Raw genomic sequence first — 21107 nt, 5'->3', positions numbered from 1 at the left:
TGCATTCCAGCAGCGGAGAGGCACGAATGAAGAGCAGCAGTTCGCCATTAATTGCCGTGTTGGCACTGGGCGTGTTTGGCATCATCACCACCGAAATAGGGATCGTGGGTGTTCTTCCGCTGGTGGGTGAACGGTTTGGCGTTTCGACGGCGGACGCGGGGTGGTTGGTCAGCGTTTTCGCCCTGGTGGTGGCCGTTTGTGGCCCGTTCACCATTTTGTTGACCTCCGGCATGAACCGCAAGTGGGTGCTGCTGGGGTCCATTGGCGTCTTCGCCGTGGCCAACCTTGTGTACGCGTTCGCCACTGATTTTGGCTGGATGCTGGCCTTCCGCGTCATCCCTGCCATTGTCCATCCGGTGTTCTTCGCCGTAGCCCTCACAACCGCCGCACGAATGGTTCCAGCTCACGAGGCTGGCAAGGCTGCGACGAGGATCTTTGCCGGTGTCACGGTGGGATTCGCTCTGGGTGTTCCCTTGACGGCGTACCTGGGCTCGCAGTTTTCCTTAGAAGCCGCGTTTCTCTTCGGCAGCCTGGTGAATCTTGGGGCCTTTGTGGGGATATGGAAATGGCTACCGTCAATGCCCGCCGAGCGGCGCATCTCTTATAGCGGCCAACTGGGCATTCTGCGGAAGCCCCTGCTCTGGCTGAATCTGGGTTCCATTGTCCTCATCTTTGCGGCCATGTTCTCCACCTACAGCTACTTTGCCGACTATCTGGGCCAAGTGGCGAAGATGGACGGGACGTGGGTGAGCGCACTGCTTGTGGCCTTTGGCGTTGTCATGATCTTTGGCAACTCAATCTTTGGTTTCTTACTCCAGCGCAATGTGGTCCGCACGGTGGTGGCATTCCCGCTGGTCTATGTTGGCGCCTATGCCCTGGTTTTCGCTGCAGGCCCGTACCAGATACCAATGGTTGCGGCGGTCCTGGTGTGGGGCTTGGTCCACTCGGGCGGGTTGATTGTGAGCCAGCGGTGGGTTGGTCTCGATACTGCTGACGCCCCTGACTTTGGCAACAGCCTCTTCATCTCCTTTTCCAATCTTGGCATCACAGTGGGTGCGGCGCTGGGTGGCTGGTCCATCTCGACGGCGGGCATCCGCCAGCTGCCGTGGTCGGGCGCTATTTTGGCGGGGTTGGCCCTGGCCGCTATCGCTGTGCGCGTGTTCCTGCTGCGCCGTGCGGAACTCAAGGTCCTGGTGGCATGAGGTGATGATAGGTATCGAGAAGATGGCCAACAATCCCCTCCGACACCCTTCAGTGTTCCGCCTTAACCGCCGACAGTGAATATCCGCCGACTGCCGAAGCGGCAGCTTTCGGGACAGTTTCACCGTTTCCTGGTCGGGTCAGGCACATTCGGGGGCAGTCCAGCCGTTCTTGGGCGCAGCGGGCACTGCCGTTGCTTCTCTTTCCGAGCGACGCAGGAGGGCTTCGACATCTAGACCGGAGCCGGGTCGCTTCTGCTACATTAAGCATGTTCTGACGGAATGTGCGAGGCCGCACGAGTCTAAATCCGTCACCGATGACTTATGGGGATCACATTGAGAAAATACCTGCCCGCCGTTGGAGTTGCCGCTATGGTGGCTGTCCTGGCCTTCGGAGGTACAACTGCCTCGCAAGCAGATATGGTCGACGGCGGTGGCGGCGGCTACGGTGCCTGGCAGCTTGCGGGTCAGGCCCCTGCCTACACGGGCTCCGTGCAACTGGGTGGCGGATTCCCGCAAACCACCTTCGCCGCATCGTCTCGGCTGGTCACCACCCAAACAGGTGCATCAACATACCTGCCGGCCGGCAGCGCCCCTGGCCTCGTGTTTGGATCAAGCCAGGATCAGGGCTACATCAACCAGCGTCCGCTTCAGGACACTCCCACAGGACCTGGCACCACCACATATGCCTTTGATGCGCCGACACCGGCCAGCGCATGGGGTTTTGTGCTGGGTGATATCGATGCCGACAAGGCCGTAGTCTCGGCCCTAGACGCCGCCGGCCAGCCAGTCCCCGTCGCTGACCTTGGCTTCCAGGGCGTTTTCAACTACTGCGATGCCCCTACCCCGCGGTCTTGTACCGGAGACCTTGTCGACGGCGTGCGTCAATTTGATCTGCCGACCTGGGATGCTGCCACTGGCACGTTGCTGGGCAGCGGTTTCGGAGTCAACCAAGACACCTCAGGTGCCTCCGGTTGGTTCATGCCACGAGTACCACTCACCAGCCTGACCGTGACCTATACGAGAACCACCGGCTTGCCGACCTACCAAACCTGGTTTGCAACAGTGGCTCATGACATTTCCGGATCAGTGTCCGGTTGCACCTTGCCGGGGGTTGCTGTGGACCTCAAGGATGCCGCCAACACAGTTGTCGCTTCCACCATCACCGACTCGCTCGGGACCTATTCGTTCACCAACTTCCTGGCCATCGATTCCTATACAGTTTCGGCAACAGCCGCCGAAGGCTGTGAACTGGTGGGCGATGCGAACCAAACCGTTGATCTCAGCCAAGGCGACGTCACCGGCGTGGACTTTGACCAAGCAACAATCCCCACCCCGACGGTTGACCCCACCATTGATCCGACAGTTGATCCGACCGTGGACCCCACGGTTGATCCCACAGTGGATCCGACAGTGGACCCCATAGTTAGCCCGACGGTAGCGCCAGCAGTCACCCCAACGCAGCAAGCGACGAATTCTGCCAAGGCCCTGGCTTCAACCGGATTTGCCGGAGCAAATTCGCCTCTGGTGGTGGGTGGCGCGCTGCTGCTCGGCTGTGGGTTTGCCGTAATGGCTACAACTCGGCGCCGGCACAAGCACTAGCCTCGATAGTTCTTCCGGGCGGGCGAACCAACGGTCAGAAAGGCCCTGAGGCACACGAAGATGGGTCCACGGCACCCCTGTCAGTGGGTGCCCGGCCTGCCCACAACCCTGAGGGATACCTTCGAGGCTATGGGGGGCACAGCTCGCCCGCCGCCAGGGCCGCCAGCGCCGGGGCGCCGGTCCATGACTGGCCCGCCGCGGCCAACGCGTCGGTCAGCGCGGCGGCGTGCCCCCTGACAAGTGCCGGCTCGGTGATGGTGCGGAGCTCGTATGGATCGGCCACCAAGTCATAAAGCGCCGTGGACAAGCCGGATGCCGGATGAAAAGTGGCAATGAACTTCGCCGTGGCCGTTCGCAGGCCCCGCACATCTACGTCGTGCCGGTCGCGGGGGTAGTAAAAGTACAGGGCCGACGGCGTACCCAGCTCGGGTGAGCCGTCCGCCGTCGCGCCGGGGTGGTTGCCGGCCGCGTCGGCGAGGAGCGCCGTGGAGACATCCCGGCCCTGCATGGGTGCGGGAACGTCAAAGCCCAGGAGCCCCAACAGTGTGGGTGCGATGTCCACGCTGGAAAGCCCCGCAGCCGTGGCAGGGTTGAGCCGCCCGGGCCAGCGCAGCACAAACGGGATCCGCATGGACTCCTCAAAGGGCACGTTCTTGTACAGCAGTCCGTGGCTACCCATTTGCTGGCCGTGGTCGGAGGTGAAAATGACCAGCGTATTGTCGGCAAGGCCCAGGGAGTCCAGGGCTTCCAGCAACCGCCCCACTTGGGCATCAATGGCGCCGACAGCGGCATAGTACAAGGGAGCGATGGCCGCAGCCTCGCGCCCCGCATCGGATTTCAGCACAACATTGGGTCGGGTGAGCAGTTCCGCGGCAGCAAGCTTGCCGTAGCTGCGCTCAAAGTCCGGGGGCAGCTGGTCAAAGGGCTGGTGCGGTGGGTTCCACGAGAGAGCCAGGGCGAAGGGCGTGCCGGCGCGGGCGGGACCGGCGGCCCGTTCCAGAAATTCCACCGCAACGTCCGTCTCATGGGCGGCCGACCATCCGGCGACGTTGACGCGTTGGTGCCGTCCGGCGTCGCCCGTCCAATAGTGCGGGCTCAGATGGGCATCATTGCAGCCGTACGAGTACCAAAAGTCAAAGCCATGGCGCCGGTCAAGGGGCGAGTACGCATCCCAATAGCGGCCGTCTGCAAGCACGCCGGCACCGTGGATGGCGTCCTCGGGGACGGGTGCCTCCAAATGCCATTTGCCGATGTATCCGGTCTTGTAGCCGGCATCTCTCAGCACGGCAGCCCAGGACGGCGCATCGGGACGCAAGCCCACACCCCACCCGGCGGTTTCGGAGTTCACATTGTGGGTGACCCCGTTGGCGTCCGGGTACTGCCCGCTCATCATCATGGCCCGGTGCGGGCTGCACACGGGGTAGTTGCTGACGGCGTTCGCCAAAGAGACTCCGCTGGCCGCCAAGTAATCCAAAAACGGGGTGGAAACAGGGTCGCCGCCCGGCTCCAGGCACATGGCCCGGAACTGGTCGGCGACAATGAACAGCAGGTTCGGAGCTGGCATTATTTGCCCATGCCCAGGGTCAGCCCCTCGGTCAGACGGCGGCCCAGCCAGACATAAATGATGAGCATGGGCAGGACCACAATGCACAGACCCGCAAAGAGCCCGCCCCAGTCGGCGCCGGAGTAGGTCTGCTGCTGCACAAAGGAGATCAAGGCAACCGGCAGCGTGTACTTTTCGGTGGACTGGATCAAGGTCAGGGCCAGCAGTGTCTCATTCCAGTGCGCCACCACTTGCAGGACAAACGCCGTCAGGATGCCGCCCTTGGCCAGCGGGAGCGTGATCTGGACAAAGGTGCGCAAGGCGGATGCGCCGTCGAGCGCGGCAGCCTCCTCCATCTCCAGCGGAAGGCTGCGGAAGAATGCCGTCAGCAAGAACACCGTGAACGGCATGGACATGGCGATGTAGACCAGGTTCAGGCCAATCAGGCTGTCCGTCAAGTTCACCTCGTTGAGCATGATGAACAAGGGGATGAGGATGACCTGCGCCGGGATGCCCAGGCCCAGGATGAAGTACAGGCTCAAGCCACCGGTCAGGCGGCTTTCCACCCGGCTCAAGTAGTATGCGGCCGGCGCGGCGATGGCCACCGTCAAAAATGACGAGATGCCCGTGGTAACCACGCTGTTGAAGGTTGCCGTGGCGAAGTCGCTGACGGTCCAGGCCCGAACAAAGTTGGAGAAGTCGAACGTGGCCGGCATGCCCCATGGGTCGCTGAGGATGGCCCGGGTGTCGCGGAAGGCCTGCAGGACCATCCACGCCAACATGGCGATGCTGATGACCACCACGGCCCACAGCACGAACACGCCAATGCTGCGGATGACGTTGTTCTCCGCGCGCAGTGCCGGGCTGACGCCGCGGTGGTTCCTGGCCCGGGGTTTGGCAGGTTTGGCCGGCTCGGGTGGTGTTTTTGTTGTGGGTGCGGTGAGGGTGCTCATGGGGATTCCTTAGAATTCAACGGCGTCACGGCGCATGGCGCGGCGCAGTAGGACGACAAGTACCGAGACCAAGGCAAGCGAGATGATCGCCGACGCCGTGGCGGCACCGTAAGCGGGCGTGGACTGGCCGGAGAACGCTGTGACGTAGGTGTACACGGCCGTGGTCCAGCTTTGCGTGGGCGGAATGCCGGCGCCGCTGCTGCCACCAAAGACCCAAATGATTTCAAAGATCTTGATGGAGGAGATGGTCCAGAGCACGGCGCAGGTGCCGAAAACATCCCAAGTCAGGGGCAGGATCACATAACGCAGGCGTTGGAAGGCCGTTGCCCCGGCCAGGGCACAGTCCTCGTAGAAGTACGGCGGAATCCTGTCCACCCCGGCCATCAAGATGGTGGTGAAATAACCGGTGGTGGTGGCCACCAGGGTCGCCATGATGAGCGGGAAAATGTTCTCCTGCGCCAGCCACGCCGGTGGCTCCGTGATGCCCAAGGGCTTCAGTAGGGTGTTGACCATGCCGCCGGGGTTGAAGATGAAGCCGGCCAGTACGCCAAAGACCAGGGCGTTGATCAGGTGCGGGAAGAAGATGACATTGCGGACCATCTTTTTCCCAGCCATGTCCCGCAGCACCAGGGTCATGGCAAACGCCAGGATGAAGATCGCGGCGCCCACCACAAACAGCAGCAACAAGGTGTTGCCAAAGGACTTCAGGAAAAGGTCGTCCTTGAATACCCGCACGTAGTTTTGCAGGCCCACAAACTTCATGGGACCGGATCCGGCCCACACATGCAGGCTGATCCAGGCGGCACCAATGGCCGGAACAATGAACAGGACTGTGTAAAAGATGAAGGCGGGGCCCACAAAGGGCACCAGAAGCTTGCGGCGTTGCCGGTCTATGCTGCTGCCGCCCTGCCCCTGCTTCTGCTTTTTTGCAGGAGCAGGGGAGTCGGTAGCTGCGCGGCGTCCAATGGTGGTGGACATCTAGCTGTTGTCCTTCCAGTACCCGATCTGGGCGGCCTTCATCTTGGCAACAAATTCCTCAGCCTTAATCTTGCCCAGGAAGAGTTCGTCATTGATGGGCCACAGGATCTTCTCCACATAACCCGGCGCCGTGACGCCGTCGTTCTGCAGGTAAACGCCGTCCGCACGGTCCAGGGCCTTCTTGACGGAGGCGATCTCCGGGGCCGTGGCCGCGTCGGTGCGGATGGGCAGGACCTTGGCGTCGGTGCCGTAGGCGTCCTGGTACTTCTTGCCCAGCATGAAGGTCGCCAGTTTTTGCGCCAGCTTGGGGCTCTCCGCCTTCTTCGGGATGGCCCAGCCAACAAAGTCGGCGCGCACGGTCTTCGGCTGGCCTGAAACGGGCGGGAACGGGAAGGAAGAGAACTTGAAACCCCCAGCGGCGTAGGTGCTGGTTTCGGTGGGGATCCAGGAACCGTTCAGCAACAATTCAGCGCCGCCATTGGCCCACACCTGCTGCTGGGCCGGCCACTTGCTGGCGTTGTAGCCCTTGACCAGGTAGTCGCCCTGGGCGATCTGCTCAACTTTTTTCGCCGCGGCCAGGACCGAGGGCGCATCCCAGGCTGCGCCGGACTTGTCCGCGGCGACCTTGGCGAAGGCGCCCGTGCCGTCGGTGCGGACCAGGGCCGTGGTGAACCACATGGAGTTGTAGCCGGCAATGTCGCCGTCGGCCGCCAACGGCACCTTGCCCTCTGCCTTGAACGTGTCCAGGACCTTGATGAAGTCATCCCAGGACGCAGGCGGTGCAGTTTCAAGCCCGGGGTGCTTGGCGGCGTCGTACCAGATGCCGTCTGAACTCAGGCTGTAGGGCAGCATCCAAGGCTTGCCGTCGGCATCCTTGATGTTGCTGACTTCGACGTATTTGGCCGGGATCAGCTCCGACACCTTTTTGCCGTCAACCTCGGCGGCGTAGGCATCGGTAAGAGGCAGGGCCTGCCCCGTGTCCCCAATGACCGGGGCCAGCTTGGCGTAGGGGCCATCCACAATGTCCGGGACATTGTTCGTGTTCAGCGCCGGGACAAGTTTTTGCACGTTGGAGCGGCCCTGCCACTGCACCTTGACCGTGGCCCCGGTTTCCTTCTCAAAATCGGCAATGGCACCGGCAATGACTTTTTGCTGCGGTTCGCCCTCTTTCCACATGGACCAGTACGTCAATGTACTGCTCTCCTGTGCGGCCTGGGGGTTCTCTGTTCCGCCGCCGCAAGCCGTCATGGCCAGTGACGCGCCGGCCAGAACAGCCAGGGCCCGCGCGATTCGGGATTTAGTACTCATGGAAGACACCTCGTGAAGTAGTTGTGCCGTGGATCACGACTCAGTGACATGACTCAAACAGCAGTGAAAGAGAGGAATCAATGAGTACTTTGAAAGTTCTTTTCAAGGAGTTTTCTCAACCGTGGGCACATACTGGGCGTGCTGCCGGTTGACGAAGGGACCCAAAAAGAGGATTGTGCCAATTGAGATCGAATTGCACCTTTATTCATCTCTTTTGTTTCTGGCAGGCTCATCCTCAGGTGAGCTACGAGAAAGGGCACCGTGACACGAAAATCTGTCTCCGGGCACATCCGCGACACCGATTCCAGGGACCTGAAGTTCCAGGCGCTTGCCGATGAGCTGCGCCGCGGAATCCTGGCCGGCACCTGGGCCGTGGGCGCCAAGCTGCCCACCGAGGCACAGCTTGCCGCCGAGACAGGACTGTCCCTGACCACTGTGCGCAGGGCCTTTGACGAGCTGGTGCAAGCGGAAGTGGTGGTGCGGCGCCAGGGCGCGGGAAGTTTTGTGGCCGACCGCCAGCCAGTCCGGCGTCGTTCCCGGTTTACCGTGGGAGTCCTGTTGCCGGACACCCAGCTGTACTACCCGCGCGTCCTGCAGGGCATTGAGGAGACGCTGTCCGCCCAGGATGTGGGCCTGCAGCTGGCCACCTACAACTACCAGCCGGAACGGGAGGATTCCAGCATTGAGTTCCTGGTGGAATCTGGCGTGGACGGGCTGATCCTTGTCCCCACTCTGGGCGGCATTGCCGATCCCCAGCAGCGGGTCAGGGAGCTGACGTCCTTGAACGTGCCCGTGGTGCTGCTGGAGCGTAGCTTGATGGACCTGGGCCCGGGGGACAGGACCGAGCATGTGTGCTCGGATCATCAGGGTGGCGCGTACGACGCCGTCACCCACCTTGTCGGTTTGGGGCACCCTAGCGTTGCGTTGCTGACGCGGGCCCAGACACCCACGGAGCCGGCCATTGTTGCAGGCTATGAGCGTGCCGCAGCCGATGTGGGCTTCGCGCCGCTGATCCTGGCGGCCCTGAAGGAGGAATGGGAGGACGGTGCGGCCGAAGGCTTGTTGGCGCAGCTGCTGGCTGCCGGGGCCACCGCCGCGCTGGTGTTTGGTGACAGGGAGGCCACCTTATTGGAGGCTGCCGCACGTCGGGGCGGTGTCAGGGTGCCGGAGGATTTGGCGTTGGTGTCTTACGACGACGAATTGGCGGACTTGGCGGAGGTGCCCCTGACGGCTGTGGCCCCGGCAAAGCACCGCATGGGAAGGATGGCCGCGGAAATTCTATTGCGCCGCCTGGTGGAGGGCGATGATTGCCCCATCCACCAGGTGCGTTTGCGCCCGCGGCTTGTTGTGAGGGAATCTTGCGGGGCCAAAAGGCTGTCCGTGCAACACGAACAGGAATGAGTCAAGGAAATGAGACTGGGAATTATTGGGGCAGGCGCCGTTGCCGGTTTGCATGCGCACGGTGCTGACGTTCTTGACGGGATTGTATTGAGCGCAGTCTGCGACCTGCGTGAGGACGTGGCAGCAGCCGTGGCGGCACCCTGGGGCGCGGCCGTGTTCACCGATTATCAGGCAATGCTGGCTGCGGGGGTGGTGGACGCCGTGGTGATCAACACCCCGCACAGCCTGCACCGGGACATGGTGCTGGCCGCGGCCGCCCAAGGGGTGCACGTCCTGGTGGAGAAACCCATGGCCACCACCCTGGCCGACTGCCGCCTCATGGAACAGGCGTGCGCCGATGCGGGCGTGGTCATGGTGGTGGGGATGATCCAGCACTTCATGGCTGAGAAGCTGGCACTGCAGGCGGCACTGGCCACGGGCCAACTGGGCCGGGTGTTGATGATTCACGACTACCGCAGCACCGATTACCGTCCAGGCACCCGCCCCGACTGGTTCTTTGACAAGGAAATTTCCGGGGGAGGGGCGTTCATCAACATTGGTGCGCACTGCCTGGACAGGTGCCTGTGGGTGGGTGGTGCCCCGGCCGTGCAGCTCGGCGCCACCACCCTGAGGCGTTTTGGGGCGCCCGTGGAAACCGATGGTGCCATGGAGCTCACGCTTGCCAACGGTGTCCAGGTCCGCATTTCCATTGTCTCGGACACCCCCGATCACATCGATGAGATGCTGGTTGTTTGCGAGCTGGGCACTGTCACGGTTGACCCGCGCAAGGGCACCTTTCTGGAGATCGATGGAACGCGCTCGCAGCTGCACGCCACTGCTTCCCACGACATCCAGGACGCCTTCACTGCGCAGTTGGCCGATTTTTCGGCCGCTGTTGGGGGCGCTGCGCCCAGTGTTAGCGGGGACCACGCCACACATGTGGTGGAGCTGGTGTTGGCGGCGTACCGCTCGGCCGAAGACGGTACGCCCGTGCGGCTGGACGAGGTGCACGTGGCCAGCAGCCCCCTCGGCTGATTTACCCTGAACGTATGCGCGGAACTCACGGCGGGTTCCGCGCATAAAAAATCATGCGCAGGACTCGTGGTGAGTCCTGCGCATGATTTTTCTTTTTTTAGCGGTGCAGTTCAAGCTCCACGGTGGCGCCCATGAGCCCGGCCGTATTAACGGTGACAACAGTGTTGCCGTTTGCATCCAGCGCCAAGGTGGCGCCGGCGGTGGTGCGGCGGTATTGGGTGCCAGCCACTGTTACCGTGAGCGTGCCCGCACTTTGGGTGGGGTCCGAAACAGCCAGCACGCCGTGTCCTGGATTGCCGTTGAACAGCACGCATGCCGGGCCGTCAGCGGACATGATGCCCACCGTGCCTGCCTGCCAGAAGATGGCAGCCGTTTCCTTGGCGCTGAACTCGACGCCCTGACCCACGGCGTCGTTGCGCAGGACGCGCGGCGCCTTCCGGGAGGCCTTCTCGGTTTCCCGCGCGGACGCTCCCGGCAGGATTGCGTAGGCGTAGCTTGCCTGGCGCGGTGCTGTGCCGTGGTCAATGAGCAAGGTGGCGTACTGGCGGCTGGTGGTGGCTGCCGGGCCTCCCGTGTTGACTTTCTGCCAGGACCCGACGCGTTGCTCACGCAGAACCGTAAGCGATTCCTCGCCGAGCATCAGGTAGCCGCCGGTTCCCTCAACATGGGCCCAGCCCGGGTTGCCGTGGACTGCAGGGGTGCCGACAGGCGCTGAGTGGGCAACGCCGTCGACCGTTATGGCCTGCCCGCCCACGGCACCCAGGTTGCGGTGTTCCACAATGCTCTCCACCCGGGCCCCGCTGGCGGTCTTGATGTCCGCACCAAGGGCCACCACCATGTCCCGGGCGTAAAACCAGGCCTTGCGGGCAGCCATGCCGGTGCCACCCGGGGCCAGCAGGTGCATGCCGACGGCCCCGACCGTGCCCAGGGACGCGCCACCGGTCCACTCGTTTTTGGGTGTCTTGGCACCCCATTCACCTTCCACCTTGGCCGGCAGGGGTGTGGTGTCCACCGTGATGCCGGGAAGCCGGCTGAGGTTTGCGGTGGGCCAGAAGTCGTCATCAAAGTGGTCGGCCTTGCCCGTGTACACGTACGTCATGCCCGAGCCGGTCTGGCCGCCCAGGTTGTTTTCCCCGTTGCCGCACTCGTACCAGGCGATCCGGTTGCTACACAGCCCCAGAGCGGCGGCCCAGCCGTCACCGCGGAACACCGAGCGGTCCATGCCGGCGAAGAAGCTGTGCCCGGGAGTTTCGGCGATGGGGGCGACACCGGCGGCGGCCAGGTCCTTCAGCAGTGCGGTGCGCGGGATTGAGGCCCCCTTGAGGGGGCTTTCGAAGCTGTTGCGCTCGATCCAGCCCTGACACAGGCCCTGCCAGCGCGTGGCCGTGGCAGGGTCCACGGCCCGCGCCAGCCACAGGATGGACTCGATGGCGCCGTCGCCGTTGTCGTAGCTGCGCTCCTGGGTGCGCGAGATGGCCCGGCCGCGGACCGAATCGAGCATTTGCCCGTTGTGCAGGAACGGGGCGAAGGAGTCCTCAACGGACTTGAACAGGATGTCGCGGCTGGGGTCCGAGACGGCGTGCGCCGATCCGCCCAGCAGGGAAAATAGTTTGGCAAGCCCGCCCAGCAGCACCAGGCCGTAAGTGCCGGTGTAGGCGATGGTGGAATGCTGCACAAAGGAACCGTCAGTGAAAAAACCGTTCCCGCTGGTGACGTACTGCCACACCGGGCTGAGCGCCGCGACGGCTGCGGCCAGTCGCGCCGGGTCGTTGCCCACAATGGAGCGGACGATGATGCCCTGACAAATGTCCACCCGGTTGGCGCCTTCGGAGAGAATCTTTCCGCGCTCGTCCGAGAATTGCAGGGTGGGGTCCGGGATGAAATGGTCGACGGCGGCCGTGTACCGTCCCAGCAGCTCCGCCGGCACGTGGCTGCCCAGGATGGCGAGGATGTCTCCCAGTGCCCGCGGTGTCCCGATTTCCCAGGACCACCAGTTGCCGAATTCCTTCTGGGTGGCGTTGTAGATGAGCCGGTTGCCGTCCTGCAGCGCAGCCAGCATGTGGCCCAGCAGTGCAGCGTTGCCCTCATGAACTGAACCGGGAGTGGCCCAGGCCGTGGCCATCTGGGCCAGCCGCTTGTAAGTGGTGACAATCTGGGCGTCGGCGGTGAACGGGGCGTCACTGAAAATCTGTGTCCGGGTCCCCGCAGGCAGGAGCAGGGCCACCGACTTGCTGACGTCCGCGTCCAGCCGGGCCACGGCTGCCGTGAAGTCAGGGTCTCCTGCTGTGATGAGCTTCCGGCCCGTGATCTGGTCCACCCACCGTTCACGCAGCGCCTCAAACTCGGGCACAGTGGCGGCCTGTGCGGCCTGGGCCAGGGGGCCGAATCCGCCCGCGAGCAGCCCCGCGAAGGTCAGGGCGCCTGCGCCCTTGAGGAGGTGCCGTCGAGTCAGTCCATACGTCATTGGAGGAATTCCTATTCGTCAAAGGTTGCCGGCCCTGATGCCAGCAACGCAAGCAGTACCTTGCAGTCAAGGCCACCGTGAAGAGAGGAATAAAGGACTACTTGGAAGGATTGTTCTCAAGGACAGTCACGGGCGTGGTGTGCCGTCCCAATTGGGTCCGGTGAAGGCCCCGAGGGGATCGGGGGTCCCCACTGGGCTGTGGAGCGGGCTGTGCTGACCCGCCCCGGCAACCGGAAGTGCGGCCCCGTCAAAGTCCGGCACCCCATGGTTGGCAAACCAGCCAGCCATTCGCGAACGCAGGGCTGGCAGCATGGGATGCGCGACGGCGTCGAGCATCAGGTTCACGCGCTCCCCGGGATCCGCGGCCAGGTCATAAAGCTCGTGCGGCCCGTGCGGGTGCCGGTGCACGTACTTGAAATCCTGGGTACGGATCATCCGCACCGGGCCGTATTCGTCATAAACCACCACGGCGCCAGCCTGCCGCTCCGCCTCCGGCCGCCCGTCCGTGAGCAGCAGCGGTGCGAAGGAGGCACCCGGCCCCGTCTCAAAGGTGGCCGGATCAAGCCCGGCGATCTCCAAGATGGTGGCGGCGACATCGTACGCGGACAAAAGCTCCGCCCGGACCTTGCCGCCGGCGATCCGGCCCGGCCAGTGGAAGATGGCGGGCACTTTCACGGAGGAGTCGTACATGTTTTGCGGGAACGTGCCGTTGCCCTTGCCCCACACACCGTGGTGGCCGCAATTGAAACCGTTGTCGCTGCTGAAAATGACCAGCGTGTTCTCACGAATGCCGAGGCTGTCCAGGTGCGCCATGAGCCGCCCGATGGCCGCATCCATGGCGCTGACGGCCGCGAAGTATCCCACCAGGGCGGCCCGCACATCCGGCTCCCCGCCAATGGCCACCCCGTCCACCGTGGGCTGCCAGGGATGCGGTTCCTCCTGGGGACAACTTTCAAAGGCACAATCCGCGTAGAGATCCTCAAATTCCGCGGGGTGCTGACCCTTCCACGGCTGGTGCGGGGCCGTGTAGTTGACGGCGAGGAAGAACGGCTCTTTGGCTTCTTGGGATTGCTGGGGGGAGGCTTCCTGATTCAGGAATTTATGGGCATCCTCGGTGATGGCATCCGTCAGATAGCTGCTGGTTTCCTCGCGTTCGCCGTTGCGGTACATGGTTGCGCCCGTGTACGGGCTGCCACCACCTTCGAGCCCATACCAGTGCACAAATCCCTTGCGTGGGGCGTCGTTGGCGCCCAAATGCCATTTTCCGGACAGGCCCAGGCGGTAGCCGTTCTCCGCGAGGACGTCGGTGAAGATTAGCTGCCCGGCCAGGTAGTCCGGGGCCTGCGCACCAACCTCGACGCCGGTCAGGTAGTCGTGCACGCCGTGCCGGGAAGGGATCTGCCCTGTCATCAGGCTGGCCCGGGCCGGGGAGCAGACGGGGGAGACGCAAAAGAAGTTCTCCAGCCGGGTGCCCTGTGCGGCGAGGGCATCCAGGTGTGGCGTCTGGATCTCGGAGTTGCCGGCGCAGCCCAGCGCCCAGGGGCCCTGGTCGTCGCTGAGGATGAAGACGATGTTGGGCAGCGTCGGGTGTTGGCCGGTTGGTTGGGGCTGCCCGGGCAGGGCAGCAGTGGTGGCAGGGCCGGGCATGGGTGCTCCTTGCAAGACGGGACACACCATTGTTAGCAGAGTTCCAGGGGAGGAATAAAGGGGTAATGACAGAGCATTAAACATTGATGGAAAGCGGTTTCCGCACTAGTGTGAAACTAATTAATCGTTTGCCGTTGAAAGGCCCATCATGCCATTGGCGTTTTCCACCCTGGGGTGTCCAGGCGATTCGCTGGAGCAGGTCGTAGAGCTTGCGCAGAAATCCGGTGCCACAGGGGTTGAACTGCGTGCAGCCGCGGGTGAGTTCGTGTACCCGGGCATGGACGCGGCCCAGCGCAGCGACGTTGCCCAAGCACTGGCCAGCGCCGGCCTGACAGTGGTGACGCTGGCCAGCTATGTCAGCGTCTGCGCTCCACCCGCCAGTGCTTACGACGACGGCGCCGGCGACGGTGCTGCCGATGCCCACGCCGACCAGGGCGCAAACGATCCGGTGCTCGCTGGGCTGCTGGCCGCCGTCGAACTGGCTGCAGACCTCTCGGTTGGAAATGCGTCCGGCCCGGCCCAGGTGCGGGTGTTCCCCGGGGCAGGGATTGAGCCATGCGCACTGGGGGAGGACCCGTCGGCGGAAATGCTGGCGGCGGACAAGCTTGGCGCCAGCCGGCTCAACGCGGCAGCTGAACGAGCCAGGGAGCGAGGGGTGGTGATCCTGTTGGAGACCCACGATTCGCATCCCCGCGGGGGCGACATTGTGCGGATCCTGTCCCATGTTGCTGCGGATGCGCCGGTGCAGGTTATTTGGGACCTCATGCACCCGTGGCGCCATGACGAAGAACCCGCCCGCACGGCCGAACTTTTAGCGGACTCCTTGGCGTACGCGCAGTACAAGGATGGCGTGCGGAATCCCGGGACCAACACTGTGACGCTGACGCTGCCCGGCCAAGGCGAACTTCCGTTGCGTGAGATGCAGCGACTCGTCGGTGGGATCTCGGCGAACCATGGAATCGAGGATCCGTGGGTTTCGCTGGAGTGGGAACGCGCCTGGCACCCGCATCTTCCGCCGCTGGCCGAGGCCCTGGAATCATTGAAAGCAGTCCTGGCTTAGCCCGGCGCGGCATTGTTCGCTGAGAAAACTCCACCATCATCAAGAAGGATCCTCATGCCCTCCCGCACTCCCGCGCGTCAACCCAACATTATGGTCATCATCTCCGACGACCATGGCTATGCAGACCGCTCCATTCTGGGAGTGCAGGATGATGTGAGCACGCCCGCGTTGGACAGGCTGGCCCGGCAGGGCGCCTCTTATGGCAACGCCTATGTCACAGCACCCATTTGTTCACCGTCCAGGGCGGGGCTGGCTGCTGGCAGCTATCAGCAGCGCTGGGGTGCCCGCTGGTTTACGGACTCGGAAATCTGCCCGCCAGAGGTACCCACCATGGCCGAGCTCCTGCGCGCCGAAGGCTACGCGACGGGCTATTTCGGCAAGGTCCACTACGGCACCGAACACCATGGTGACCGTGGCACCCCTCCCCGGCACGGCTATGACGAATCGTTTTACGGGCTCGCGGGGGAGTCGATGGGCCGGCTCAACTACCTCCACCACTCCCAGGACGCGGTGCAGGAGTACGGTGATGCTGCGTTCCCCATGGCTGTGCAACCTCTCTGGAATGGCGAAGAGCCCCAGGAACTGGAGGGCTTCCTGACCGACACGATTGGGGAGCGGACCCGGGCGTTTGTTGCGGACCATGCCGACAAGCCGTTCCTGGCCACAGTGGCCTTCAACGCCGTCCACAACTTTTGTTGGCAGCTGCCCGCCGAGGAGCTCGAAAAGCGCGGGCTGCCAGCTTATGAGGATTGGAATCCGGGGGCCAGCGAGTACATTGACTGGTACGACGGCGCCATCAGCCCGCACCTGGAAAACGGCCGCGCGTACTACCTGGCCCAGCTGGAATTGATGGACCAGCAGATTGGTCTGATCCTGGACCAGCTCGACGAACTGGGGCTGGCCGAGGACACCATGGTCATTTACCTCACCGACAACGGCGGATCCACGTGTAACTACGGTGTCAACGCTCCCTTGCGCGGGACCAAGTACACCCTGGGGGAGGGCGGCGTGCGCGTCCCATTCCTGCTGCGCTGGCCCGGCCACGTGCCGGAGGGGGTTACCCGCAGCGGGCTGACAAGTTCCATGGACATACTGCCCACGGCGCTCGCCGCCGCCGGTGCGGACCCGGCCGTTTATGCGCACTGCGACGGACTGGATCTGCTCGCCGCGGCAGACGATTCGACTCAGTGCCACGAAACTCTGCACTGGGATTGTGGCTGGCAATGGTCGGTGCGCCGCGGAGACTGGAAATTGCGCTGGGTGGAACCAGGATCGCCCGTAGCTGATGCCATCAGGGACGTTGAGCACGCCGATCCTGGCAGTGGCTACTTCCTGTGCAACCTTGCCGCAGATCCGGGCGAAACCAGCAACCTGTACGACGCCGAAGCAACAGTAGCCGCCGAGCTCACGGCGTTGCATGAGCAGTGGGTGGCCGGCTTGTCCGCCGGCTGAGTGCCGGCGCAGGACCATTTCGACCTCGTGGAGTTCGGATTGGGCGGACGCCGGTATGGTGATGCGCTGCAGATATATCAGCAGCGCATCACCATACCGGCGTCATAATCCAGACCTCAGTCCAGATGCGCGTAGATCTCCACAGGCGCCAACAAGCCCGAGCGGAAGAACATCATCAAGTTGTTCAGCTGGGCGGCCTGCACCCCTGCCGGGCCACTGCCGGACAGTGCCCGCTCAAGGAACGCCACGGAGTCCGAGACGGGAACTTTCGCCTCGTAGTCCACACTGAATCCGGCCTGGCCCAGGGCATCGCTATAGGCAAGCGGCGGTTGCAGGAATGACGTCTCGGCGGAGGTGGCCCAGGGGAGCGGGTACTCCTCCACATCGCCGCCCATCAGCATGACGTCGTACACGGCCATGACGGAGCCTGGCCGCAACACCCGGGCAGCCTCGGCAAAGACCTGGTCCTTGTCTTGAACGTTCATGCCCACGTGAAAGAGGACTGCGGCGTCAAAGGAGTTTTCCTCAAACGGCATCGCCAGGGCGCTGCCCTGGGTGAACGCCACGGCGCTGCTCAGGCCGGTGCGCCGGGTCAGCGAGGTTGCCGCGGCTACAAATTCGGGTGTGAGCTCCACCCCGTGGACGCTGGCGCCAAAGTGCTGGGCCAGATGGCGGGCCACCCCGCCCAAGCCTGAGCCGATGTCCAGCACGTGGTTGCCGGCGTTGATTCCGGCCCGTGTTGCCACCCGGGAGGTGGCCTCGGCGCCGCCCACATGCAGTTGGTCCATGCCCTGCAGATCGGCAATGTCAAAGTGCTCGGGATCCTTGCCCAGGGCACTGAGGTGGGCAAGTATGAGTTGTTCGGCATTGCCGCGGCCGTAGTGTTCGGCTACTGAATCTTCATAGCTCATGACGCCTGTGCGCCTCCGTAGTTCAGTGAATTCACGCTTGTTTTTCCCGATCCTACTCCTGTAGACCTTCCATGGCACGGGGAACATCATGGGCGTCCATGATCCTGTAGGCATAGCCCTGCTCGGCCAAAAAGCGCTGGCGTTTGGCGGCAAAATCAGCATCGACGGTGTCGCGGGCCACCAAGGTGTAGAAGCGGGCCGTGCGGCCGTCGGCCTTGGGCCGCATCAACCGGCCCAGGCGCTGGGCTTCTTCCTGCCGGGAGCCGAAGGCGCCGGAGACTTGGATGGCCACGGAGGCCTCGGGCAGGTCGATGGAAAAGTTGGCCACCTTGGACACCACAAGAGTGGGTACGCGGCCCTGGCGGAATTCCTCAAAAAGCCGTTCGCGTTCCTTGACCGGGGTGGTGCCCTTGATCAGCGGAGCGTTCAGGCGGGCGGCCAGCTCATCCAGTTGGTCGAGGTACTGTCCAATCACCAATATCTGCTCGCCACCATGGGCTGCCACGAGGGCCTGCGCAACCACGGACTTGGCCAGCGTGGTGGCGCACAAACGGTACTTCTCGCCGTCGTCCGCCGTGGCATAGGCCAAACGTTCCGCGCGCGCCAAGTCCACGCGCACCTCCACGCAGTCGGCGGGAGCAATGTACCCCTGGGCCTCGATTTCCTTCCAAGGCGCGTCGTAGCGCTTGGGACCTATCAAGGCGAAAACCTCGCCCTCGCGGCCGTCCTCGCGAACCAAAGTGGCGGTCAGCCCGAGCCGCCGGCGCGCCTGCAAGTCAGCGGTCATGCGGAAAATGGGGGCCGGCAGCAGATGGACCTCGTCATAGATCAGCAGGCCCCAGTCGTTGTCATTGAGCAGCTCCAAGTGCGTGAAGCTGCCATTGCGCCGGGTGGTGAGCACCTGGTACGTGGCAATCGTGACAGGGCGCAACTCCTTCACTGCCCCTGAATACTCCCCAATTTCCGACTCCGTCAAGGTGGTGCGCTTAAGCAGCTCGGCCTTCCACTGCCTCGCCGAGAGGGTGTTGGTGACAAGAATGAGCGTGGTGGTCCCGGAGGCGGCCATGGCGGCGGCACCCACAATGGTCTTCCCGGCACCGCACGGCAACACCACCACGCCCGAGCCGCCGGCCCAGAAGTTCTCCACGGCCACGCGCTGGTACGGGCGCAGGGTCCAGGGGCTTGCCCCGGTGTTCTCGCTCAGGGCGATCGGATGACTGGTGCCGTCCACATAGCCGGCCAGGTCCTCGGCAGGCCAGCCGGCCTTGAGCAGCAGCTGCTTGAGCTCGCCGCGGGCAGTCCCGTGGACCACTACAGTCAACGGATCAATGCGGGCGCCCAGCAGCGCGGACACCTTCTTTGCATGGCACACCTCCGCCAGGATCAGCTCGTCGTCACTGCGCAGCACCAAGCCATGCTGCGGATCTTTTTCCAGCCGCAGCCGCCCATACCTGGCCATGATCTCGGCAATGTCCAGCAGCAGCGCATGCGGCACGGGATAGCGCGAATAGTTCAGCAGGGTGTCCACCACGTGCTCGGCGTCGAGCCCGGCAGCGCGGGCGTTCCACAGCCCCAGTGGCGTGATCCGGTAGCTGTGCATGTGTTCGGGTGCACGCTCCAGTTCGGCGAAGGCGGCGATGGCGTGGCGGGCGTCGGTGGAGTCCGGGTGCGCCACCTCCAGCAGGATGGTCTTGTCGCTTTGAACAATCAACGGACCGTCAGTCATGGGAGTTCCGTCCCTTCCTGTGGAGGATCTTCTACTGCCGTGATCCTGTGGATGCTGAAATGCCGTTCACGCCCCGTGCCATTGAGCCGCGCCCGGAGCAAGCCTCCCACAAGTGAGAGCGGCACCAGCAACACCCGTTCAACGTCGCCGGAACCATTCACCGCGCTCAGCCACACCGTGTTGCCGCTGGCAATGGACAGCCGCAATTGTTCCATGACCAGCGCCGGCCCGGCCTCGTCCTGCACGGCCGAACCCCAGACCGGGCTGCGCCGGAGCTGAGCCAGTTGGGCCTGCATCTGGAGATGGACGACGTCGTCAGTTGGCTGGGGTGCCTCCCACGCCAGGGCTGTGGTCCTGTCGGGCCCGCGTCGCGGTGTGCTTGCGGGGGAGTCTGGCCGGGCCCCTCCTGCCGGGTGTTTGGCAGCGGCTGCGCCGATCAGGTACTCAAGGGATTGGGGCAGCTCGGTGCGGCAATGCCGGCGAAGAAACCCCAGGATGCTCTCCTTGCTTTGGCCCGCAGCCATGGCGCCTTGCAGTGAGCCCTCACTGATGCGGAAGATCCCGGCGGCTCCCCGCCCTTCCGTGGCGGCCAAAAGTTTCAATTCCGCTGCGATGGCGGGCGCCAGAAAGCCGGGGGCTACAACGCTCAGGTCACCTTGAATGACAAAGTGGTCAATGGGCGCCGGCAGTGTGGAGTCCAGTGCGGCCAGTGCCGCTGGCCAGTCGTGCGCGGCGGCGCAACGGCCAGTGATGCTCAGCGCACCGGCGCCCGTCAGTCCCAGAAGTTCCAGCTCGGCCATGATTCCCGGCACCAGGGCGGACATGGCAGCGGACTGCCTCGGATGGCGCCAAGCCAGCTGGGCCACGACGGAATCAAGGGTGGGAGCATAAGTGGTGTTCGGTGGTTCGGAGTTGCGGGAGGGTGCGGCCAGCTCCGGGGCGGCGAGAACACGCAGTACCCTGTGGCGCAAAGCGGCAAGGTGGGGGAGAGTCGAGGTCACCGCCAACGGTTTTGCTGCCGGGCTGCCCGCTGCCGGTCTGTTTGGTGCGTCGGAGAACGGAAGCCTGGTGCTGTCCTGCCAGGCTTTGGCTAGCGCCAACCATTGGGCCGGGCGCTCCAACAGCAGCCAATCCGGCGTTGCCGCCCGCCACTGCGCCGATGCGCGGTCATAGGAAATAAGGTGTGCTGTGGCCGCCAGCTCAAGATAAAAGCACAGCTGTGCTTCATTGATTTCCAGCCACACGGCGAGTTTCCGCACAGTACGCACCCCCGCGCCCCTGTCGCGCAATGCTGCCAGCGGAGCATGCCCGATGGACTCCACCAGTTCGGCGGTGACTCTTAGCAGGGTCTCGACGGCGCTCGCCGCTGCGTTGTCGCGCAGGGCCGTGCGAACCTCCGCCAGCTTCGGGCTGGGCGGGGCGGCCGGGGGTGTCAAGTGATCCCCCAGAGGCGGGCCTTCGCCCAAGGCAAGCCCCACGGAGGCGAGGGTGCAAAATTGCTGGGTGCCGCCGTCGTCCGCGTGCGTCTGGCTAGCCGGTGAAGCTGGAATCTCGGCAGTCAGCAGAGCCATCTCATGCAACTCAGCCAGCGTTGCCGGCACGTGGGCTGCTTCCGTGCCCGTCGCGGCAGGTGAATGCAGGACAGTCAGCGCGTGCAGCTGGGAAACATTGAGCGCATCCAGTGCGGCCAGAATGCTGCTGGGACCGCACAGCCGCGTTGCCAGGGCGGCGAAATTGGCCACCGGCGGATTGATGGCATCCGGGCGCAGGGTGAAGAGCCGCAGCAGCTGGGCGTCGCTGCGGTGGGCCAGCTCGGCCGCCACGTCCGCCAGAGTGCCCATGGGTGGGA

15 protein-coding genes are annotated in these 21107 nt (G+C 63.9%); 6 read left to right on the top strand and 9 right to left on the bottom strand.

Annotated features, from left to right (window positions below; all coding sequences use genetic code 11):
* Window positions 1-26: 26 nt before the first annotated feature.
* Together CVS28_RS04780 and CVS28_RS04775 are read left to right on the top strand one after the other, a co-directional pair.
* Window positions 27-1202 carry an MFS transporter gene (locus CVS28_RS04780; RefSeq protein ID WP_103480826.1) on the top strand — a complete coding sequence of 392 codons (1176 nt, stop codon included), beginning with the start codon at window positions 27-29 and terminating at the stop codon, window positions 1200-1202.
* A 321-nt stretch (window positions 1203-1523) separates the two neighbouring features.
* The gene (locus CVS28_RS04775) at window positions 1524-2801 is read left to right on the top strand and encodes an SdrD B-like domain-containing protein (protein ID WP_103480825.1); all 1278 of its coding nucleotides are present in this window, start codon (window positions 1524-1526) and stop codon (window positions 2799-2801) included.
* A 127-nt stretch (window positions 2802-2928) separates the two neighbouring features.
* Here the strand turns inward: CVS28_RS04775 and CVS28_RS04770 are convergent, their stop codons facing one another.
* From CVS28_RS04770 to CVS28_RS04755, 4 genes are read right to left on the bottom strand one after another with little or no spacing between them, the layout of a single operon-like run.
* Window positions 2929-4365 (bottom strand): sulfatase family protein, encoded by a 1437-nt coding sequence (locus CVS28_RS04770; RefSeq protein ID WP_103480824.1) that lies wholly within the window; start codon window positions 4363-4365, stop codon window positions 2929-2931.
* Window positions 4365-5297: a carbohydrate ABC transporter permease gene (locus CVS28_RS04765; protein WP_103466076.1), complete on the bottom strand. Its 933-nt coding sequence runs from the start codon at window positions 5295-5297 to the stop codon at window positions 4365-4367. Before CVS28_RS04765 ends, CVS28_RS04770 begins: the two co-directional genes overlap by 1 nt.
* 9 nt (window positions 5298-5306) lie before the next feature.
* Entirely contained in the window at window positions 5307-6275 is a 969-nt protein-coding gene (locus CVS28_RS04760) for a carbohydrate ABC transporter permease (RefSeq protein ID WP_243399693.1), read from the bottom strand.
* A complete protein-coding gene (locus tag CVS28_RS04755) occupies window positions 6276-7583 on the bottom strand; it encodes an ABC transporter substrate-binding protein (protein ID WP_103480823.1) in 1308 nt (435 codons plus the stop codon).
* A 261-nt stretch (window positions 7584-7844) separates the two neighbouring features.
* Here CVS28_RS04755 and CVS28_RS04750 point away from each other — a divergent pair, with 261 nt between their 5' ends.
* Both CVS28_RS04750 and CVS28_RS04745 read left to right on the top strand, forming a co-directional pair.
* Window positions 7845-8984 carry a LacI family DNA-binding transcriptional regulator gene (locus CVS28_RS04750; RefSeq protein ID WP_103480822.1) on the top strand — a complete coding sequence of 380 codons (1140 nt, stop codon included), beginning with the start codon at window positions 7845-7847 and terminating at the stop codon, window positions 8982-8984.
* A gap of 9 nt (window positions 8985-8993) precedes the next feature.
* Window positions 8994-9998: a Gfo/Idh/MocA family protein gene (locus CVS28_RS04745; protein ID WP_103480821.1), complete on the top strand. Its 1005-nt coding sequence runs from the start codon at window positions 8994-8996 to the stop codon at window positions 9996-9998.
* 97 nt (window positions 9999-10095) lie between these two features.
* Here the strand turns inward: CVS28_RS04745 and CVS28_RS04740 are convergent, their stop codons facing one another.
* Both CVS28_RS04740 and CVS28_RS04735 read right to left on the bottom strand, forming a co-directional pair.
* A complete protein-coding gene (locus CVS28_RS04740) occupies window positions 10096-12462 on the bottom strand; it encodes a polysaccharide lyase 8 family protein (protein WP_103480820.1) in 2367 nt (788 codons plus the stop codon).
* Between the two features lie 126 nt (window positions 12463-12588).
* Window positions 12589-14109, bottom strand: a complete 1521-nt coding sequence (locus CVS28_RS04735) for a sulfatase family protein (protein ID WP_103480819.1) — start codon at window positions 14107-14109, stop codon at window positions 12589-12591.
* Between the two features lie 148 nt (window positions 14110-14257).
* On the opposite strand from CVS28_RS04735, the gene CVS28_RS04730 reads away from it, so the two are divergent.
* Complete coding sequence (locus CVS28_RS04730) at window positions 14258-15169, top strand: sugar phosphate isomerase/epimerase family protein (RefSeq protein ID WP_103480818.1); 912 nt, start codon at window positions 14258-14260, stop codon at window positions 15167-15169.
* 54 nt (window positions 15170-15223) lie between these two features.
* Window positions 15224-16621: a sulfatase family protein gene (locus CVS28_RS04725; RefSeq protein WP_103480817.1), complete on the top strand. Its 1398-nt coding sequence runs from the start codon at window positions 15224-15226 to the stop codon at window positions 16619-16621.
* Between the two features lie 116 nt (window positions 16622-16737).
* On the opposite strand, the gene CVS28_RS04720 is transcribed toward CVS28_RS04725, so the two are convergent.
* Genes CVS28_RS04720 through CVS28_RS04710 form a run of 3 tightly spaced genes read right to left on the bottom strand, consistent with a single transcriptional unit; the run spans window position 16738 to window position 21099 of the window.
* Complete coding sequence (locus tag CVS28_RS04720) at window positions 16738-17532, bottom strand: class I SAM-dependent methyltransferase (RefSeq protein ID WP_165788067.1); 795 nt, start codon at window positions 17530-17532, stop codon at window positions 16738-16740.
* A gap of 52 nt (window positions 17533-17584) precedes the next feature.
* Window positions 17585-19258, bottom strand: a complete 1674-nt coding sequence (locus CVS28_RS04715) for a DNA repair helicase XPB (protein WP_103466085.1) — start codon at window positions 19256-19258, stop codon at window positions 17585-17587.
* On the bottom strand, window positions 19255-21099 hold the full coding sequence (locus tag CVS28_RS04710; RefSeq protein WP_103480815.1) for a helicase-associated domain-containing protein: 1845 nt from the start codon (window positions 21097-21099) through the stop codon (window positions 19255-19257). Before CVS28_RS04710 ends, CVS28_RS04715 begins: the two co-directional genes overlap by 4 nt.
* Window positions 21100-21107 lie beyond the last annotated feature (8 nt).

The sequence above is a fragment of the Arthrobacter glacialis genome, from assembly GCF_002909415.1.
GTDB classification, from domain to species: Bacteria; Actinomycetota; Actinomycetes; order Actinomycetales; family Micrococcaceae; genus Specibacter; species Specibacter glacialis.
This window is presented reverse-complemented; position numbering and strand designations above follow the sequence as displayed.

Coding starts and splice junctions, on each gene's coding strand:
- CVS28_RS04765 (WP_103466076.1), bottom strand. CDS start 5,297: ATGAGCACCCTCACCGCACCCACAACAAAAACACCACCCGAGCCGGCC.
- CVS28_RS04770 (WP_103480824.1), bottom strand. CDS start 4,365: ATGCCAGCTCCGAACCTGCTGTTCATTGTCGCCGACCAGTTCCGGGCC.
- CVS28_RS04725 (WP_103480817.1), top strand. CDS start 15,224: ATGCCCTCCCGCACTCCCGCGCGTCAACCCAACATTATGGTCATCATC.
- CVS28_RS04780 (WP_103480826.1), top strand. CDS start 27: ATGAAGAGCAGCAGTTCGCCATTAATTGCCGTGTTGGCACTGGGCGTG.
- CVS28_RS04720 (WP_165788067.1), bottom strand. CDS start 17,532: ATGAGCTATGAAGATTCAGTAGCCGAACACTACGGCCGCGGCAATGCC.
- CVS28_RS04735 (WP_103480819.1), bottom strand. CDS start 14,109: ATGCCCGGCCCTGCCACCACTGCTGCCCTGCCCGGGCAGCCCCAACCA.
- CVS28_RS04740 (WP_103480820.1), bottom strand. CDS start 12,462: ATGACGTATGGACTGACTCGACGGCACCTCCTCAAGGGCGCAGGCGCC.
- CVS28_RS04775 (WP_103480825.1), top strand. CDS start 1,524: ATGGGGATCACATTGAGAAAATACCTGCCCGCCGTTGGAGTTGCCGCT.
- CVS28_RS04710 (WP_103480815.1), bottom strand. CDS start 21,099: ATGGGCACTCTGGCGGACGTGGCGGCCGAGCTGGCCCACCGCAGCGAC.
- CVS28_RS04745 (WP_103480821.1), top strand. CDS start 8,994: ATGAGACTGGGAATTATTGGGGCAGGCGCCGTTGCCGGTTTGCATGCG.
- CVS28_RS04760 (WP_243399693.1), bottom strand. CDS start 6,275: ATGTCCACCACCATTGGACGCCGCGCAGCTACCGACTCCCCTGCTCCT.
- CVS28_RS04730 (WP_103480818.1), top strand. CDS start 14,258: ATGCCATTGGCGTTTTCCACCCTGGGGTGTCCAGGCGATTCGCTGGAG.
- CVS28_RS04715 (WP_103466085.1), bottom strand. CDS start 19,258: ATGACTGACGGTCCGTTGATTGTTCAAAGCGACAAGACCATCCTGCTG.
- CVS28_RS04755 (WP_103480823.1), bottom strand. CDS start 7,583: ATGAGTACTAAATCCCGAATCGCGCGGGCCCTGGCTGTTCTGGCCGGC.